Annotated in this window: 29 protein-coding genes; 28 read left to right on the top strand and 1 reads right to left on the bottom strand. The window is 58.3% G+C overall.

Annotated features, from left to right (window positions below):
* Positions 1-6: 6 nt before the first annotated feature.
* The gene (locus R3E49_RS08105; protein ID WP_371294573.1) at positions 7-408 is read right to left on the bottom strand and encodes a TM2 domain-containing protein; all 402 of its coding nucleotides are present in this window, start codon (positions 406-408) and stop codon (positions 7-9) included.
* A gap of 208 nt (positions 409-616) precedes the next feature.
* On the opposite strand from R3E49_RS08105, the gene R3E49_RS08100 reads away from it, so the two are divergent.
* The 28 genes from R3E49_RS08100 (at position 617) to rpsD (ending at position 13,639) form a co-directional block, all read left to right on the top strand.
* Positions 617-859, top strand: a complete 243-nt coding sequence (locus tag R3E49_RS08100; RefSeq protein ID WP_371294572.1) for a YdcH family protein — start codon at positions 617-619, stop codon at positions 857-859.
* 1 nt (position 860) lies between these two features.
* The gene (locus R3E49_RS08095; protein WP_371294571.1) at positions 861-1,184 is read left to right on the top strand and encodes a TraR/DksA family transcriptional regulator; all 324 of its coding nucleotides are present in this window, start codon (positions 861-863) and stop codon (positions 1,182-1,184) included.
* Between the two features lie 133 nt (positions 1,185-1,317).
* Positions 1,318-1,629, top strand: coding sequence for a 30S ribosomal protein S10 (gene rpsJ / locus R3E49_RS08090; protein ID WP_206558412.1), 312 nt, complete (start codon positions 1,318-1,320; stop codon positions 1,627-1,629).
* A 122-nt stretch (positions 1,630-1,751) separates the two neighbouring features.
* Positions 1,752-2,387, top strand: coding sequence for a 50S ribosomal protein L3 (rplC, locus tag R3E49_RS08085; protein ID WP_290742595.1), 636 nt, complete (start codon positions 1,752-1,754; stop codon positions 2,385-2,387).
* A gap of 18 nt (positions 2,388-2,405) precedes the next feature.
* The gene (gene rplD / locus R3E49_RS08080; RefSeq protein WP_290742598.1) at positions 2,406-3,023 is read left to right on the top strand and encodes a 50S ribosomal protein L4; all 618 of its coding nucleotides are present in this window, start codon (positions 2,406-2,408) and stop codon (positions 3,021-3,023) included.
* A complete protein-coding gene (gene rplW, locus R3E49_RS08075) occupies positions 3,020-3,316 on the top strand; it encodes a 50S ribosomal protein L23 (RefSeq protein WP_027950940.1) in 297 nt (98 codons plus the stop codon). Before rplD ends, rplW begins: the two co-directional genes overlap by 4 nt.
* A 14-nt stretch (positions 3,317-3,330) precedes the next feature.
* A complete protein-coding gene (gene rplB / locus R3E49_RS08070; RefSeq protein ID WP_371294570.1) occupies positions 3,331-4,158 on the top strand; it encodes a 50S ribosomal protein L2 in 828 nt (275 codons plus the stop codon).
* Between the two features lie 38 nt (positions 4,159-4,196).
* A complete protein-coding gene (gene rpsS / locus R3E49_RS08065; RefSeq protein WP_027950938.1) occupies positions 4,197-4,472 on the top strand; it encodes a 30S ribosomal protein S19 in 276 nt (91 codons plus the stop codon).
* Between the two features lie 28 nt (positions 4,473-4,500).
* A complete protein-coding gene (rplV, locus tag R3E49_RS08060) occupies positions 4,501-4,839 on the top strand; it encodes a 50S ribosomal protein L22 (RefSeq protein WP_290742607.1) in 339 nt (112 codons plus the stop codon).
* Between the two features lie 17 nt (positions 4,840-4,856).
* Complete coding sequence (gene rpsC, locus R3E49_RS08055) at positions 4,857-5,528, top strand: 30S ribosomal protein S3 (protein ID WP_290742610.1); 672 nt, start codon at positions 4,857-4,859, stop codon at positions 5,526-5,528.
* 11 nt (positions 5,529-5,539) lie between these two features.
* The gene (rplP, locus tag R3E49_RS08050; RefSeq protein WP_290742613.1) at positions 5,540-5,953 is read left to right on the top strand and encodes a 50S ribosomal protein L16; all 414 of its coding nucleotides are present in this window, start codon (positions 5,540-5,542) and stop codon (positions 5,951-5,953) included.
* The gene (rpmC, locus tag R3E49_RS08045; RefSeq protein ID WP_290742617.1) at positions 5,953-6,144 is read left to right on the top strand and encodes a 50S ribosomal protein L29; all 192 of its coding nucleotides are present in this window, start codon (positions 5,953-5,955) and stop codon (positions 6,142-6,144) included. Before rplP ends, rpmC begins: the two co-directional genes overlap by 1 nt.
* A 2-nt stretch (positions 6,145-6,146) precedes the next feature.
* A complete protein-coding gene (gene rpsQ / locus R3E49_RS08040; RefSeq protein WP_290742620.1) occupies positions 6,147-6,413 on the top strand; it encodes a 30S ribosomal protein S17 in 267 nt (88 codons plus the stop codon).
* Positions 6,414-6,453: 40 nt separating this feature from the next.
* Positions 6,454-6,822: a 50S ribosomal protein L14 gene (gene rplN / locus R3E49_RS08035; protein WP_027950932.1), complete on the top strand. Its 369-nt coding sequence runs from the start codon at positions 6,454-6,456 to the stop codon at positions 6,820-6,822.
* A gap of 26 nt (positions 6,823-6,848) precedes the next feature.
* Complete coding sequence (rplX, locus tag R3E49_RS08030; RefSeq protein WP_290742625.1) at positions 6,849-7,163, top strand: 50S ribosomal protein L24; 315 nt, start codon at positions 6,849-6,851, stop codon at positions 7,161-7,163.
* 23 nt (positions 7,164-7,186) lie between these two features.
* Complete coding sequence (gene rplE, locus R3E49_RS08025; protein ID WP_339637960.1) at positions 7,187-7,726, top strand: 50S ribosomal protein L5; 540 nt, start codon at positions 7,187-7,189, stop codon at positions 7,724-7,726.
* Between the two features lie 10 nt (positions 7,727-7,736).
* Entirely contained in the window at positions 7,737-8,042 is a 306-nt protein-coding gene (rpsN, locus tag R3E49_RS08020) for a 30S ribosomal protein S14 (protein WP_027950929.1), read from the top strand.
* Positions 8,043-8,057: 15 nt separating this feature from the next.
* Positions 8,058-8,453, top strand: coding sequence for a 30S ribosomal protein S8 (rpsH, locus tag R3E49_RS08015; protein ID WP_371294569.1), 396 nt, complete (start codon positions 8,058-8,060; stop codon positions 8,451-8,453).
* 24 nt (positions 8,454-8,477) lie between these two features.
* Entirely contained in the window at positions 8,478-9,005 is a 528-nt protein-coding gene (gene rplF / locus R3E49_RS08010; RefSeq protein ID WP_371294568.1) for a 50S ribosomal protein L6, read from the top strand.
* A 10-nt stretch (positions 9,006-9,015) separates the two neighbouring features.
* A complete protein-coding gene (gene rplR, locus R3E49_RS08005; RefSeq protein WP_339637967.1) occupies positions 9,016-9,366 on the top strand; it encodes a 50S ribosomal protein L18 in 351 nt (116 codons plus the stop codon).
* 9 nt (positions 9,367-9,375) lie between these two features.
* Positions 9,376-9,888 (top strand): 30S ribosomal protein S5, encoded by a 513-nt coding sequence (rpsE, locus tag R3E49_RS08000; RefSeq protein WP_290742641.1) that lies wholly within the window; start codon positions 9,376-9,378, stop codon positions 9,886-9,888.
* A gap of 18 nt (positions 9,889-9,906) precedes the next feature.
* Positions 9,907-10,089 carry a 50S ribosomal protein L30 gene (gene rpmD, locus R3E49_RS07995; RefSeq protein ID WP_371294567.1) on the top strand — a complete coding sequence of 61 codons (183 nt, stop codon included), beginning with the start codon at positions 9,907-9,909 and terminating at the stop codon, positions 10,087-10,089.
* Positions 10,090-10,104: 15 nt separating this feature from the next.
* A complete protein-coding gene (gene rplO, locus R3E49_RS07990) occupies positions 10,105-10,539 on the top strand; it encodes a 50S ribosomal protein L15 (RefSeq protein WP_371294654.1) in 435 nt (144 codons plus the stop codon).
* Positions 10,540-11,862: a preprotein translocase subunit SecY gene (gene secY, locus R3E49_RS07985; RefSeq protein ID WP_371294566.1), complete on the top strand. Its 1,323-nt coding sequence runs from the start codon at positions 10,540-10,542 to the stop codon at positions 11,860-11,862.
* 32 nt (positions 11,863-11,894) lie between these two features.
* Complete coding sequence (gene rpmJ, locus R3E49_RS07980) at positions 11,895-12,011, top strand: 50S ribosomal protein L36 (protein ID WP_084639065.1); 117 nt, start codon at positions 11,895-11,897, stop codon at positions 12,009-12,011.
* A gap of 149 nt (positions 12,012-12,160) precedes the next feature.
* On the top strand, positions 12,161-12,517 hold the full coding sequence (gene rpsM / locus R3E49_RS07975; protein WP_290742653.1) for a 30S ribosomal protein S13: 357 nt from the start codon (positions 12,161-12,163) through the stop codon (positions 12,515-12,517).
* A 75-nt stretch (positions 12,518-12,592) separates the two neighbouring features.
* The gene (gene rpsK, locus R3E49_RS07970) at positions 12,593-12,985 is read left to right on the top strand and encodes a 30S ribosomal protein S11 (RefSeq protein WP_027950920.1); all 393 of its coding nucleotides are present in this window, start codon (positions 12,593-12,595) and stop codon (positions 12,983-12,985) included.
* Positions 12,986-13,018: 33 nt separating this feature from the next.
* Positions 13,019-13,639 (top strand): 30S ribosomal protein S4, encoded by a 621-nt coding sequence (rpsD, locus tag R3E49_RS07965; RefSeq protein ID WP_290742657.1) that lies wholly within the window; start codon positions 13,019-13,021, stop codon positions 13,637-13,639.
* Positions 13,640-13,673: the final 34 nt, after the last annotated feature.

The raw sequence follows: 13,673 nt of genomic DNA, 5'->3' as shown, positions 1-13,673 counted from the left end.
TTTTCGTTACTGGCGCTGCAGGTTCTTCTCGGAAATCTGGCTGTTCAGGGTGAGGAAGTCATACAGCACACCCAGGCCGAACAGCCCCAGGGTCAACAGGTAAATCAGCCCGGTAACGATCTTTCCCATATAGAAGCGGTGTACACCGAACACCCCGAGGAAGGTGAGCAGAATCCATGCCAGGCTGTAGTCCGTTGGGCCCTCCACATAGCGGCGATCCGCGTCGCGGGCCATCCCGGGAATCAGGAACAGGTCGATAATCCAGCCGATAAACAGCAGCCCGAGGGTGAAGAACCAGATCACTCCGGTGATCTGTCGCCCGTAGTAAAAGCGATGAGCGCCGATAAAGCCAAAAATCCACAGCAGGTAGCCGATAAGTACTGAATGGGTTTCGTTGTCATTGCGCATGGCCGCTCTGCCCCTTGACGAGTGTCCCGGCATCGTCACTGCTCAACGGCCCTGCGTCAAGCTCTGTCCTGCGTCTGCAGGATTTGTCTCGCGGCCTGTTTGTCATGATCTGGATCATGGCGCTGCACGCGGTATCTGTTCTAGGCTGGTATGCTGCCGACACGTGATGGTGTCCGGCGGTTTCACCTCAAATAAGCAAGGAGTCACCATGTCAGTAGAACATCATGATCTCGTCCACGAATTCCCCGAGTTTCGTGAGCGCATCCATACCTTGAAAATGAACGATGCCCACTTTCGCAAGCTGTTTGATGAGTACCACGAGCTGACGCGGGAAGTGGAAAACATGGAAAATGAAGTGACCCCGGTAGCCACGCGCACGGAAGAACAGGCCAAGGTGCGCCGACTGCATCTCAAGGATGCGCTGTACTGCATGCTCAACGCGGCGGTTTGACATGGCTGTGGAGAGCAAGGCTGAAGTGCGCGCGCAGCTCAATGCGATGCTGGTCGAGCTGGAGCACAGGCTGGCCAGCATCAAGCGCGACGTGACTCGGAGCCACTCGGGTGACTGGGCGGAGCAGGCTCAGGAGCGGGAGAATGACGAGGTGGAGGACGCTATCGGCGTGGAAACCAGGCAGTCGATTGCCGATACCCGCGCCGCTCTCGCCCGTCTGGATGCCGACACCTACGGTAGCTGTGAGCGCTGCGGAGAGCCCATCAGCGCGGCGCGCTTGCAGGTACTGCCGACGGCGGCTCATTGTGTGAATTGTGCAGACTGAAGTCGGCCCTTCCCCGCCAAAATAATCCTGTACGCTGCTTGACAGCCTGCAGGGCGCTCTTTAGAATTCGCGTTCCTTTTTCGGGGGGCTCCATAGCGGACCCCTGGTTTTTTATTGATTGGAGTTAGGTCTGGTGCAGAACCAACGTATTCGCATTCGCCTCAAGGCTTTCGACCACCGCCTGATAGATACGTCTACCCAGGAAATCGTGGAAACGGCGCGCCGCACCGGCGCCCAGGTGCGGGGGCCCATCCCGCTCCCGACCCGTAAAGAGAAGTATACCGTGCTGGTTTCGCCGCACGTGAATAAGGACGCGCGTGACCAGTACGAAATTCGTACCCACAAGCGTTTGTTGGACATCGTGGAGCCTACCGAGAAAACAGTAGACGCCCTGATGAAACTGGACCTGGCAGCAGGTGTAGAAGTACAGATCAGTCTTGGTTAACGACAATTCGTAGCAAGACCTGCCCATAGGCCCGGTGGCCTTTGGGTGTGTAACGCCCGGTTCTTTAAAGCAAGGCGGGGCGGCCATAGAGGGTAAGCCCCGTACACTGAGAGGTTAGCAAGATGACTATTGGCTTAGTCGGCCGTAAGTCCGGTATGACTCGTGTTTTTACCGAGGACGGCGCATCCATACCAGTAACCGTAGTGGAGGTCACTCCAAACCGCGTTACTCAGATCAAAGAACTCGATAGCGATGGCTATCGTGCGATCCAGGTCACAGCGGGCAGCCGCAAGGCCTCGAAAGTGAGTAAATCAGCAGCGGGTCACTTCGCCAAGGCGGGTGTGGAAGCCGGTACGGGTCTCTGGGAGTTCCGCCTGGCGGACGGCGTCGAGGCCCCCGCGGTGGGTTCCGAGCTGACAGTGGCACACTTTGCCGCCGGCCAGAAGGTCGACGTGGCCGGTAAGTCCAAGGGCAAGGGCTTCCAGGGCGTGATAAAGCGCTGGAACTTCTCCATGCAGGACGCGACACACGGCAACTCGTTGTCGCACCGCGCCCCGGGTTCAATCGGCCAGTGTCAGACGCCGGGTCGTGTGTTCAAGGGCAAGAAAATGTCCGGGCACATGGGCGCGGAAACGGTGACCACCCAGGGTCTGGAGATCGTGCGTGTTGATGCGGAGCGCAACCTGCTTCTCATCAAGGGCGCTGTCCCCGGTGCACCCGGCGGAGACGTTATCGTGCGTCCCGCGGTCAAGGCTTAAGGTTAGGGGGTCTCTAACGTGGAATTGAGTGTAGTCAAGCCAGGCAACGCCGCAGCGGGCACGGTTTCAGTGTCTGATGTCGCCTTTGCCCGCGAATACAACGAAGATCTGGTGCACCAGGTGGTTACGGCTTATCTGGCCGGCGCACGCCAGGGTACGCGCGCGCAGAAAACGCGCTCCGATGTCAGCGGCGGCGGCAAGAAGCCCTGGCGTCAGAAGGGTACCGGTCGCGCCCGTGCGGGCACCATCCGTTCGCCGATCTGGCGCACCGGTGGCGTGACCTTCGCGGCGCGTCCGCAGGATCACTCCCAGAAAGTGAACCGCAAAATGTACCGTGCGGCCATGCGCTCCATTATGTCCGAGTTGGCCCGCCAGGATCGCCTGCTCGTGGTTGAGAGCATGGATCTCGAGGCGCCCAAGACCAAACTGCTGGTCAAGCAGCTGGGCGAATACGGCCTGGACAACGTGCTGATCGTAACGGCAGAACTGGGTGAAAACCTGTATCTGGCTGCGCGCAATCTGCACAAGGTCGATGTGCGCGACGTGGACGGTGTGGATCCGGTCAGCCTGATCGCCTACGACAAGGTGATGGTCACTGTGGATGCAGTGAAAAAGATTGAGGAGATGCTCGCATGAACCAGGAGCGGATTTTCCAGGTGCTGGTAGCGCCGCACGTGTCGGAAAAGGCGGCGGTGCTGGCTGATGCCAACAACCAGTATGTATTCAAGGTCGCCGTGAATGCTACCAAGGCCGAGATCAAGAAGTCGGTTGAGCAGCTGTTCAAGGTAAAGGTGGATGCGGTCCAGACTCTGAAGGTCAAGGGTAAGGTCAAACGTAACAAGTACGGCCTTAGCGCGCGTCCAACCTGGAAGAAGGCATATGTTCGTCTGGAGCAGGGTCAGGACATCGACTTTGCCGTGGCTGAATAAGGAGTAGGTGCGAGATGGCAGTTTTAACAAGTAAACCGACATCGCCCGGACGCCGTCACGTCGTTCGCGTGGTGAGCGAGGATCTGCACAAGGGTGCACCCTACGCTCCGCTGCTGGAAAAGCAGAGCCGCCGCGGTGGTCGTAACAACAATGGCCGTATCACGGTGCGCCACGTTGGCGGTGGTCACAAGCAGCACTACCGGATCATCGACTTCAAGCGCTCGAAGGACGGTATTCCGGCCAAGGTCGAGCGTCTCGAATATGACCCCAACCGTACGGCAAACATTGCCCTGCTGCTGTTCGCCGACGGCGAGCGTCGCTACATCATCGCGCCCAAGGGTGTGAAGGCTGGCGATACCCTGCAGTCTGGCTCGGCCGCACCGATCAAGACCGGTAACTGTCTGCCCCTGCGCAATATCCCGGTGGGTTCGGTGATCCACGCGGTTGAACTGAAGCCTGGCAAGGGTGCTCAGGTCGCCCGTTCAGCTGGCGCTTCGGTGCAGCTGGTGGCCCGCGAAGGTCAGTACGCAACCCTGCGCCTGCGCTCAGGCGAGATGCGCAAGGTGTTGTCTGACTGCCGCGCCACGATCGGCGAGGTCTCGAACTCCGAGCACAGCCTGCGCAAGCTGGGTAAAGCCGGTGCCTCGCGCTGGCGCGGTGTACGCCCGACCGTTCGCGGTGTGGCAATGAACCCGGTCGATCACCCGCATGGTGGTGGCGAGGGCCGCACCTCCGGTGGTCGTCACCCGGTGAGCCCGTGGGGCACGCCGACCAAGGGCTACAAGACGCGTTCGAACAAGCGCACTGACGGCCTGATTGTACGCCGTCGTGGCAAGAAATAAGTTCGGTCGATAGAGCCGAGAGATTAGAGGAAGACACTGTGCCGCGTTCACTGAAAAAAGGTCCCTTTATCGACCTTCACTTGATGAAGAAAGTTGAAGCAGCGATTGAAAGCAACGACCGTCGTCCGATCAAGACCTGGTCGCGCCGTTCCATGATATCGCCGGATATGGTCGGTCTGACAATCGCCATCCACAATGGCCGTCAGCATGTGCCGGTCCTGATCAATGAAGACATGGTTGGTCACAAGCTTGGAGAGTTTGCGGTAACGCGTACGTTCAAAGGGCACATTGTGGACAAAAAGGCGAAGCGCTAAGCGCTGGTCGATAGCGAGGTTTAGGAAAATGGAAGTTGCAGCAAGACTGAAAGGTGCGCGGATCTCGGCCCAGAAGGCCCGCCTGGTTGCAGACCAGGTGCGCGGCAAGCCTGTCGAGGAGGCGCTTAGCCTGCTCGAATTCAGCACCAAAAAGGCAGCTCACATCGTCAAGAAGATTCTTGACTCTGCGATTGCCAATGCTGAGAACAATGAAGGCGCGGATGTGGATGAGCTCAAGGTGTCCAGCATCTTTGTCGACGAAGGTATGACGATGAAGCGTCTGCGGCCACGTGCCAAAGGTCGTGCGGATCGCATTTTCAAGCGCTCCTGTCATATCACAGTGAAAGTTGCAGACGGCCAAGGCTAAGTTCAGGAGAAGACCACATGGGTCAGAAAGTACATCCGGTCGGCATACGTTTAGGTATCGTCAAGGATCACAACTCGATCTGGTATGCGGATAGCAAAAACTATGCGAAAACGCTGATTACCGATCTTGAGGTGCGCAAGTACATCGAGAAGACGCTGGAGCACGCTTCTGTGAGCCGCGTTGTCATCGAGCGCCCGGCGCAAACCGCACGCATCACCATTCACACAGCCCGTCCCGGTATCGTGATCGGCAAGAAGGGTGAGGATGTCGACGGCCTGCGCAAGACACTTGCAGACAAGATGGGTGTGCCTGTGCACATCAACATCGAGGAAATCCGCAAGCCTGACCTGGATGCGAAGCTGGTAGCCCAGAACGTGGCGCAGCAGCTCGAGCGCCGTGTGATGTTCCGTCGCGCCATGAAGCGCGTGGTGCAGAACGCGATGCGCCAGGGTGCTGAAGGCATCAAGATCCAGGTGGGTGGTCGTCTGGGTGGTGCAGAAATTGCGCGCACCGAGTGGTACCGCGAAGGTCGTGTGCCGCTGCATACCCTGCGCGCGGACATCGACTACGCGACCTACGAGGCATCTACCACGTACGGCATCATCGGCGTGAAGGTGTGGATCTTCAAGGGTGAAGTGATTGGCACGGAAAACCATTCCGACAGCGCCAAGAAGACAGCAACTAATTAAGGGTTACGCAGATGCTTCAACCTAAGCGTACAAAATTCCGCAAGATGATGAAGGGTCGCAACCGCGGCCTCGCAGAACGCGGCAGCAAGGTCAGCTTTGGCGAGTTCGGCCTTAAGGCGACCGGTCGTGGGCGCATTACTGCGCGCCAGATCGAGGCGGCTCGTCGTGCGATGACCCGTCACATCAAGCGTGGCGGAAAAATCTGGATCCGGGTCTTCCCCGACAAGCCGATCACCGGCAAGCCGTTGGAAGTACGTCAGGGTAAAGGTAAGGGTAACGTAGAATACTGGGTGGCCCAGGTTCAGCCGGGCAAGGTTCTGTACGAAGTGCAGGGCGTTTCCGAGGAGCTTGCGCGTGAGGCGTTTGCCCTGGCAGCCGCGAAGATCCCGGTAGCCACTACATTTGTTAAACGGTCGGTGATGTGATGAAAGCTAGCGAATTGCGTGATAAGTCCCCCGAGGACCTCAACAAGCAGCTGCTCACCCTGCGTGAAGAGCAGTTCAAGCTGCGCATGCAGAAGTCCACTGGTCAGCTGGGGCAGACACACCTGCTGCAGCAGAACCAGCGCGACATCGCACGCGTCAAGACTGTGCTGAACGAAAAGGCGGGTAACTGAACATGTCTGGTGCAGAGAAGCGTATACGGACGGCAACCGGCAAGGTTGTCAGCAACAAAATGGACAAGACCATCACGGTCCTGATCGAGCGGCGGGTCAAGCACCCGGTGTACGGCAAGTACATCACCCGTTCGTCGAAGATCCACGCGCATGACGAAAACAACGTCTGCAGCATTGGTGACACCGTGAAGGTGACCGAGTCCCGGCCCATTTCCAAGAGCAAGACCTGGAAGTTGCTCGAAGTAGTGGAAAACGCCCAGCAGGTTTAAGCGCTGTAATTTGCGGCCTCGCCGCAGTTTGGAGTAAGAGATGATTCAGACAGAGTCGTATTTGGAAGTCGCTGACAACAGCGGTGCCCGTCGGGTGATGTGCATCAAGGTGCTGGGTGGCTCCAAGCGTCGCTATGCGCGCGTCGGTGACCTCATCAAGGTGACGGTGAAGGAAGCAATCCCGCGCGGCAAGGTCAAGAAAGGCCAGGTCATGACGGCGGTTGTGGTGCGCACGCGCAAAGGCGTGCGTCGTCCCGATGGCTCGCTGATCAAGTTCGACGACAACGCCGCCGTACTGCTGAACAACCAGCAGGCGCCGATCGGCACCCGTATTTTTGGCCCCGTGACTCGTGAGCTGCGCGGCGAGAAGTTTATGAAGATTATTTCTCTGGCTCCCGAAGTAATCTGATTCGGCCAGGAGGAGAGGAAACTGTAATGTCCAAGATCAAGCGCGATGACGAAGTGATTATCCTGGCCGGCAAGGACAAGGGTAAGCGCGGCAAGGTTCGCAAGGTGCTCGCTGACAATCGCGTGGTTGTCTCCGGCATCAATATGGTGAAGAAGCACACCCGGCCGAACCCGCAGATGGGCGTCGCCGGTGGCATCGTCGAGCGCGAAGCGCCGATCCAGGTGTCCAATGTGGCAATTTACAACCCGTCGACCAGCAAGGCCGATCGGGTGGGTTACAAAGTTGATGGGGATACCAAAGTGCGTATCTTCAAATCCAGTGGCGAGGCGATTGACGCCTGATTCGGGGGTCAAGGGTAAAAGACATGGCAACGTTGAAAGAAAGGTACAAGAGCGAAATCGCTCCTCGGCTGCGGGAAGAGCTGGGTTTGAGCAATGTGATGGAGATTCCCCGCATCACCAAGATCACCCTGAATATGGGTGTCGGTGAGGCTGTGGGCGACAAGAAAGTGTTGGAAAACGCGGTCGCCGACATGGAGAAGATCTCCGGCCAGAAGCCCGTGATCACCCTGGCGCGGCGCTCCATTGCCGGCTTCAAGATTCGTGACGGCTGGCCGATTGGCTGCAAGGTCACACTGCGTTCCGACCGCATGTACGAGTTCCTGGAGCGCTTGATCACCATCGCGATCCCGCGGATTCGCGACTTCCGTGGTATCAGCCCGAAGTCGTTTGACGGCCGCGGTAACTTTGCCATGGGTGTCAGCGAGCAGATTATTTTCCCGGAAATCGAGTACGACCAGGTGGACACGCTGCGCGGTATGGACATCACCATCACCACCACAGCTCGTACGGATGATGAGGGTCGCGCCCTGATGCGTGCCTTCAACTTCCCCCTGAAAGGTTAAGAGGCAAGTAATGGCTAAGAAATCGATGATCGCACGTGAGAAAAAGCGCGCGCAGATGGTGGTCAAGTATGCCGGCAAGCGTGCCGCGCTGAAGGCTGTCCTGAACGATCAGAACGCATCCGATGACGCCAAGTGGGACGCGCAGATCGCTCTGCAGAAGCTTCCCCGCGACGCCAGCCCGGTACGCAAGCAGCGTCGTTGCCAGCTCACCGGTCGTCCTCACGGCGTCTATCGTAAATTTGGCCTGTGCCGCAACAAGCTGCGTGAAGCAGCGATGCGCGGTGATGTACCGGGTCTGGTTAAAGCCAGCTGGTAACGGAGAGATTCGATCATGAGTATGCAAGATCCGCTGTCAGATATGCTGACCCGCATCCGTAACGCACAAATGGCCGGCAAGGCCCGAGTAGAAATGCCGGGTTCCAAGCTCAAGGCTGCTGTTGCCGAGGTGCTCAAGCAGGAAGGTTACATCAATGACTTCGCGGCCTCCGCCGAGTCGGGCAAGCCGCGCCTCAGCATTGAGCTGAAGTATTACGAAGGCAAGCCCGTCATCGCCGAGATTGACCGCGTAAGCCGCCCCGGTCTGCGTAGCTACGCTGCCAAGGACGAATTGCCGACGATTCGCAACGGACTTGGGGTGGCCATTGTGTCCACGTCGAAGGGCGTTATGACCGACCGGGCAGCCCGTGCTGCTGGTGTTGGTGGCGAAGTGCTCTGCACCGTTTTCTAGAATTACTGAAGAAGGGCATTCAACATGTCTAGAGTCGCAAAAAATCCGGTTCAGCTGCCGAAAGGGGTTACCGTAACCCAGAGCGGTCGCGACGTGACCGTCAAGGGTGGCAAAGGCACGCTGGCGCTCGAGTTGGGCGTGGGTATTGCCATCAACGAAGAAGATGGTGCTCTCAATATCGCCTATGACGGCGACAAGACCAAGGCGCTGGCCGGTACCACGCGGGCGCTGCTGAACAACATGGTGATCGGCGTCAGCGAAGGCTGGGAAAAGAAGCTGGTACTCAACGGCGTTGGCTACCGTGCCAAGGCAGACGGCAAGTCGGTGAACCTCACCGTGGGCCTGTCGCACCCGGTTGACTATCAGCTTCCGGAGGGCGTAACCGCTGAAACCCCGACCCAGACCGAGGTCGTGGTCAAGGGTATCGACAAGCAGGCTGTAGGCCAGGCGGCTGCCGAGATTCGCAGCTTCCGTCCGCCAGAGCCTTACAAGGGCAAGGGTATTCGCTACGCCACCGAGAACGTGCGGCGTAAAGAAGCCAAGAAGAAGTAGGTAGGTTGAGATGAGTGCAAAAAATGATTCAAGGCTGCGTCGCGCACGTCGCGCTCGCAACCGTATGCGTGAGCAGGGCGTCAATCGCCTCAGCGTGCACCGTACGCCGCGGCATATCTACGCCCAGATCATCGCGCCCGCAGGGGATCGTGTTCTGGCCAGCGCCTCAACGCTGGACAGCAGCCTGCGCGCTGGCAGCACCGGCAACCAGGAAGCTGCGGCAGCGGTAGGCAAGCTGGTGGCGGAACGCGCCAAGGCCGCCGGAATCGAGAAGGTTGCGTTTGATCGCGCAGGCTACAAGTACCACGGACGTGTCAAGGCGCTTGCCGATGCTGCCCGTGAAAGTGGACTGGAATTCTAGGGTAAGGTTATGGCGTTTAACGATCAGAAGAAGCAGCAGCAGGACGGTGATCTCCAGGAGAAGCTGGTACAGGTCAACCGTGTTGCGAAAGTGGTCAAGGGTGGCCGGATCTTCAGCTTTACCGCGTTGACGGTTGTCGGCGATGGCAATGGCAAGGTCGGCTTCGGGCGCGGAAAGGCACGTGAAGTACCTGTTGCGATCCAGAAAGCGATGGAAGCTGCGCGCCGCAACATGATTCAGGTAGAGCTGAGTCACGGCACTATCCAGTATCCGGTCAAGGCCAGCCATGGCGCCTCCAAGGTGTACATGCAGCCTGCGTCTGAAGGTACAGGCGTCATCGCCGGTGGCGCGATGCGTGCGGTGCTTGAAATTGCCGGCGTACACAACGTACTGGCCAAGTGCTATGGCTCTACTAACCCGGTCAACGTAGTGCGCGCGACCTTCAATGGCCTGCGCGACATGTCTTCACCGGACGACGTGGCGGCAAAGCGCGGCAAAACTGTCGAAGAAATTCTGAACTAATTACTGGGTTGGCGAGTCATGGCTAAAGCTACTATCAAAGTGACGCAGACCAAGAGCGTCCACGGTCGGTTGAAGAACCACCGCGCCTGTGTCGCGGGCCTGGGTCTGCGCCGGATTGGTCATACCGTAGAGGTGGAAGATACTCCCTCTGTGCGCGGCATGATCAATAAAGTGAACTATATGGTTCGGATCGAGGAGTAAATCATGTCAGACGTAATGCGACTGAATACCCTGGGGCCGAACCCGGGTGCGCGCAAGGAAGGCAAGCGGGTTGGCCGCGGTATCGGCAGTGGCCTGGGCAAGACCGCGGGTCGTGGGCACAAGGGGCAGAAGTCCCGCTCTGGCGGCAAAGTGCGCCCTGGTTTTGAAGGCGGCCAGATGCCCTTGCAGAAGCGCCTGCCCAAGTACGGTTTTACGTCACGCGTGTCCCGCACGACAGCGCAGGTGCGCCTGGGCGAGCTGAATGCCGTTGACGGCGATGTGGTTGATATTGACGCGCTGAAGGCCGCGGACGTTATTCGTCAGGACGTGCTGCGCGTGCGTGTGTTCCTGTCAGGAGAGCTGAGCAAGCCAGTCACCGTCAAAGGTCTGGTTGTGACCAAGGGCGCTCGCACTGCGATTGAGCAGGCCGGCGGGAAGGTTGAGGAATAAATGGCGACGGGTCAGCTGACAGGGTCTAACAAAGCAGGACTGGGCGAGCTTTTTGCTCGCCTTCGTTTTGTTTTGCTGGCCATTATTGTTTACCGGATTGGTACCCACATACCTGTTCCGGGGATAGACCCTGCCCAGCTGGCGGCGCTGTTCAACCAGAACCAGGGCACGATACTGGGCCTGGCGAACATGTTCTCCGGCGGCGCTTTGGAGCGCATGAGTATTCTTGCGCTGGGGATCATGCCGTACATCTCGGCATCCATCATCATGCAGTTGATGTCGGCGGTAACGCCGCAGCTGGAAGCGCTGAAAAAAGAAGGTGAGTCGGGCCGTCGCAAGATCAGTCAGTACACGCGCTACCTGACCGTTGTCCTCGCCATCATCCAGGCGACCGGTATGACGGTGGGTATGGCCAACCAGGGCATGTCCTACGACACGTCGGTGGTCTTCTACGTCATCGCGATCACCTCGCTGGTAACCGGCGCGGTGTTCATGATGTGGCTGGGTGAGCAGATCACTGAAAAAGGCGTGGGTAACGGGATATCCCTGTTGATTTTCGCAGGCATCGTTGCCGGCCTTCCCGCAGCGATCGGGCAGTCGCTGGAGCAGGCGCGCCAGGGCGAACTGAACATTCTGGTGCTGCTGTTTATCCTGACGCTGGCCGTAGCCGTCATCTACATGATCGTGTTCATCGAGCGCGGTCAGCGCCGGATCACGGTCAATTACGCCAAGCGCCAGCAAGGCCGGAAGATGATGCAGGCGCAGAGTTCGCACCTGCCGCTGAAGGTGAACATGGCAGGTGTGATTCCGGCGATTTTCGCCAGCAGCATCCTGCTGTTCCCCGCGTCCATTGCGCAGTGGTTCGGCTCCGGCGGTTCTGCGGACTGGCTGCAGGATCTTGCGCTGGCCATTGGTCCGGGGCAGCCGCTGAACATTCTGCTGTTCACGGCGTTCGTGGTGTTCTTCTGCTTCTTCTATACGGCGTTGATGTTCAATCCGCAGGAAGTGGCCGACAACCTCAAGCGCTCTGGTGCCTTTGTGCCCGGTATCCGCCCCGGCCAGCAGACAGCGAACTACATTGACGGCGTGTTGACCCGGTTGACGGTTTTCGGCTCTGCCTATATCGCGCTCGTGTGTCTGATGCCCCAGTTCCTGGTGGTGATGTGGAATGTACCGTTTTACCTGGGTGGTACGTCGCTGCTGATCGTGGTGGTCGTGGTCATGGACTTTATGGCCCAGGTGCAGAGCCACCTGATGTCTCACCAGTACGACTCGGTGATGAAGAAAGCGAAGCTGAACAACTATGGTGCTTCCGGTCGCTGAAAAGTGCTGGCCGGTCATTGGAGAAAAGTGAAATGAAAGTACGTGCATCAGTAAAGAAGGTCTGCAGAAACTGCAAGGTGGTCCGTCGCAAGGGCGTCGTGCGCGTTATCTGCAATACCGATCCGCGTCACAAGCAGCGCCAGGGCTGATTGGCCCAGGAAACTGACTGTTGATTTTTAGTAAACATATCGCTAGAATGCTGCGCCTTTCGCGCCACACACCCTCGACCTTGCAGGTTGAGCGGTCAGGTGTTTCTGCCCAGTGCAAAGCGACGATTTGAGTATTTGGAGAAAGTTGGATGGCTCGTATTGCCGGCGTCAACATACCCGATAACAAGCACACCGTTATCGCCCTGACCTACATTTTTGGCGTAGGTCGTACACAGGCGCGCCGCCTGTGCGTCGAGGCCGGTGTTGCCGAGGACGTGAAGATTGGCGATCTCGACGAGGCGCAGATGGATGCGCTTCGGACCAAGGTGGGCGAGATGACGGTCGAGGGTGACTTGCGTCGTGAAGTGTCCATGAACATCAAGCGTCTGATGGACCTGGGCTGCAATCGCGGCCTGCGTCACCGTCGCAGCCTGCCGCTGCGTGGGCAACGCACCAAGACCAATGCACGTACCCGCAAGGGTCCGCGCAAGCCGATTCGCAAGTAAGGGACTCGTACCCGCGAATCCTTTTTAGTGTAGCTGCACCGGGTGCAGTGTTGATATTAAAGCAGGAAATACAGTATGGCCAAGCCAGGTGGCAAGACCACTCGCAAGAAGATTACCAAGACCGTGGTGGACGGCATTGCGCACGTTCACGCGTCTTTCAACAACACGATCATCACTATTACTGACCGCCAGGGTAACACCCTGAGCTGGGCAACTTCTGGTGGTTCCGGTTTCCGTGGCTCACGTAAGAGCACGCCCTTCGCAGCCCAGGTAGCTGCAGAGCGCGCCGGTGAAGCAGCCAAGGAGTATGGGCTGAAGAACCTTGATGTTCAGGTGAAAGGCCCTGGCCCCGGCCGTGAGTCCGCAGTGCGCGCGCTCAATGCCTGTGGCTACAAGATCACCAACATCACTGACGTGACGCCGATTCCGCACAATGGCTGCCGTCCGCCCAAGAAACGTCGCGTCTAACATCAAGACAAGCGCTTAGCAGGAACAACTGACATGGCTCGATACATTGGACCCAAGTGCAAGCTGGCCCGCCGGGAAGGAACAGACCTGTTCCTCAAGAGCGGTGTGCGCGCACTCGAAAGTAAGTGCAAACCCGAATCCGCCCCCGGCCAGCACGGCGCGCGCCGTGGCCGTCTGTCTGATTACGGCGTACAGCTGCGTGAAAAGCAGAAAGTGCGTCGTATCTACGGCATCCTGGAGAAACAGTTCCGCAACTACTACAAGGAAGCCGCTCGTCTGAAAGGCGCCACCGGTGAAAACCTGCTGCAGTTGCTGGAAAGCCGCCTGGACAACGTTGTTTATCGCATGGGCTTCGGCTCCACGCGTGCCGAAGCGCGCCAGCTGGTTTCCCACAAAGGCATTCTGGTCAACGGTGCGGTGGTTAACGTCGCATCCTACCAGGTCAAGGCGGGCGATGTGGTGTCCCTGCGGGAAAAGGCAAAGAAGCAACTGCGCGTGCAGTCTGCCCTGGCACTGGCCGCCCAGCGCGGTGATGCCGAGTGGATCGATTTCAATAGCGATAAGCTGGAAGGAGTGTTCAAGTCAGCCCCTGAGCGCCAGGATCTGTCTTCCGAGATCAACGAAAACCTGATCGTGGAACTGTACTCCAAGTAATCCGGACTTAGGACTAACCTACTCATACAGGTGC

The organism is Haliea sp., from assembly GCF_041395985.1.
Taxonomy (GTDB): domain Bacteria; phylum Pseudomonadota; class Gammaproteobacteria; order Pseudomonadales; family Halieaceae; genus Haliea.
The sequence above is the reverse complement of the archived record's forward strand: the minus strand, read 5'-3'. Positions and strand labels throughout refer to the sequence as shown.

Excerpts from the sequence above, each read along its gene's own strand:
- rplO (WP_371294654.1), top strand. The coding sequence starts at position 10,105 with ATGCGACTGAATACCCTGGGGCCGAACCCGGGTGCGCGCAAGGAAGGC.
- rpsN (WP_027950929.1), top strand. The coding sequence starts at position 7,737 with ATGGCTAAGAAATCGATGATCGCACGTGAGAAAAAGCGCGCGCAGATG.
- R3E49_RS08095 (WP_371294571.1), top strand. The coding sequence starts at position 861 with ATGGCTGTGGAGAGCAAGGCTGAAGTGCGCGCGCAGCTCAATGCGATG.
- rpsH (WP_371294569.1), top strand. The coding sequence starts at position 8,058 with ATGAGTATGCAAGATCCGCTGTCAGATATGCTGACCCGCATCCGTAAC.
- rpsD (WP_290742657.1), top strand. The coding sequence starts at position 13,019 with ATGGCTCGATACATTGGACCCAAGTGCAAGCTGGCCCGCCGGGAAGGA.
- rplW (WP_027950940.1), top strand. The coding sequence starts at position 3,020 with ATGAACCAGGAGCGGATTTTCCAGGTGCTGGTAGCGCCGCACGTGTCG.
- rplC (WP_290742595.1), top strand. The coding sequence starts at position 1,752 with ATGACTATTGGCTTAGTCGGCCGTAAGTCCGGTATGACTCGTGTTTTT.
- rpsK (WP_027950920.1), top strand. The coding sequence starts at position 12,593 with ATGGCCAAGCCAGGTGGCAAGACCACTCGCAAGAAGATTACCAAGACC.
- rplE (WP_339637960.1), top strand. The coding sequence starts at position 7,187 with ATGGCAACGTTGAAAGAAAGGTACAAGAGCGAAATCGCTCCTCGGCTG.
- rplP (WP_290742613.1), top strand. The coding sequence starts at position 5,540 with ATGCTTCAACCTAAGCGTACAAAATTCCGCAAGATGATGAAGGGTCGC.
- R3E49_RS08105 (WP_371294573.1), bottom strand. The coding sequence starts at position 408 with ATGCGCAATGACAACGAAACCCATTCAGTACTTATCGGCTACCTGCTG.
- rplV (WP_290742607.1), top strand. The coding sequence starts at position 4,501 with ATGGAAGTTGCAGCAAGACTGAAAGGTGCGCGGATCTCGGCCCAGAAG.
- R3E49_RS08100 (WP_371294572.1), top strand. The coding sequence starts at position 617 with ATGTCAGTAGAACATCATGATCTCGTCCACGAATTCCCCGAGTTTCGT.
- rpmJ (WP_084639065.1), top strand. The coding sequence starts at position 11,895 with ATGAAAGTACGTGCATCAGTAAAGAAGGTCTGCAGAAACTGCAAGGTG.
- rplN (WP_027950932.1), top strand. The coding sequence starts at position 6,454 with ATGATTCAGACAGAGTCGTATTTGGAAGTCGCTGACAACAGCGGTGCC.
- rpmD (WP_371294567.1), top strand. The coding sequence starts at position 9,907 with ATGGCTAAAGCTACTATCAAAGTGACGCAGACCAAGAGCGTCCACGGT.
- secY (WP_371294566.1), top strand. The coding sequence starts at position 10,540 with ATGGCGACGGGTCAGCTGACAGGGTCTAACAAAGCAGGACTGGGCGAG.
- rplB (WP_371294570.1), top strand. The coding sequence starts at position 3,331 with ATGGCAGTTTTAACAAGTAAACCGACATCGCCCGGACGCCGTCACGTC.
- rplR (WP_339637967.1), top strand. The coding sequence starts at position 9,016 with ATGAGTGCAAAAAATGATTCAAGGCTGCGTCGCGCACGTCGCGCTCGC.
- rpsE (WP_290742641.1), top strand. The coding sequence starts at position 9,376 with ATGGCGTTTAACGATCAGAAGAAGCAGCAGCAGGACGGTGATCTCCAG.
- rpmC (WP_290742617.1), top strand. The coding sequence starts at position 5,953 with ATGAAAGCTAGCGAATTGCGTGATAAGTCCCCCGAGGACCTCAACAAG.
- rpsM (WP_290742653.1), top strand. The coding sequence starts at position 12,161 with ATGGCTCGTATTGCCGGCGTCAACATACCCGATAACAAGCACACCGTT.
- rpsQ (WP_290742620.1), top strand. The coding sequence starts at position 6,147 with ATGTCTGGTGCAGAGAAGCGTATACGGACGGCAACCGGCAAGGTTGTC.
- rplF (WP_371294568.1), top strand. The coding sequence starts at position 8,478 with ATGTCTAGAGTCGCAAAAAATCCGGTTCAGCTGCCGAAAGGGGTTACC.
- rplX (WP_290742625.1), top strand. The coding sequence starts at position 6,849 with ATGTCCAAGATCAAGCGCGATGACGAAGTGATTATCCTGGCCGGCAAG.
- rpsC (WP_290742610.1), top strand. The coding sequence starts at position 4,857 with ATGGGTCAGAAAGTACATCCGGTCGGCATACGTTTAGGTATCGTCAAG.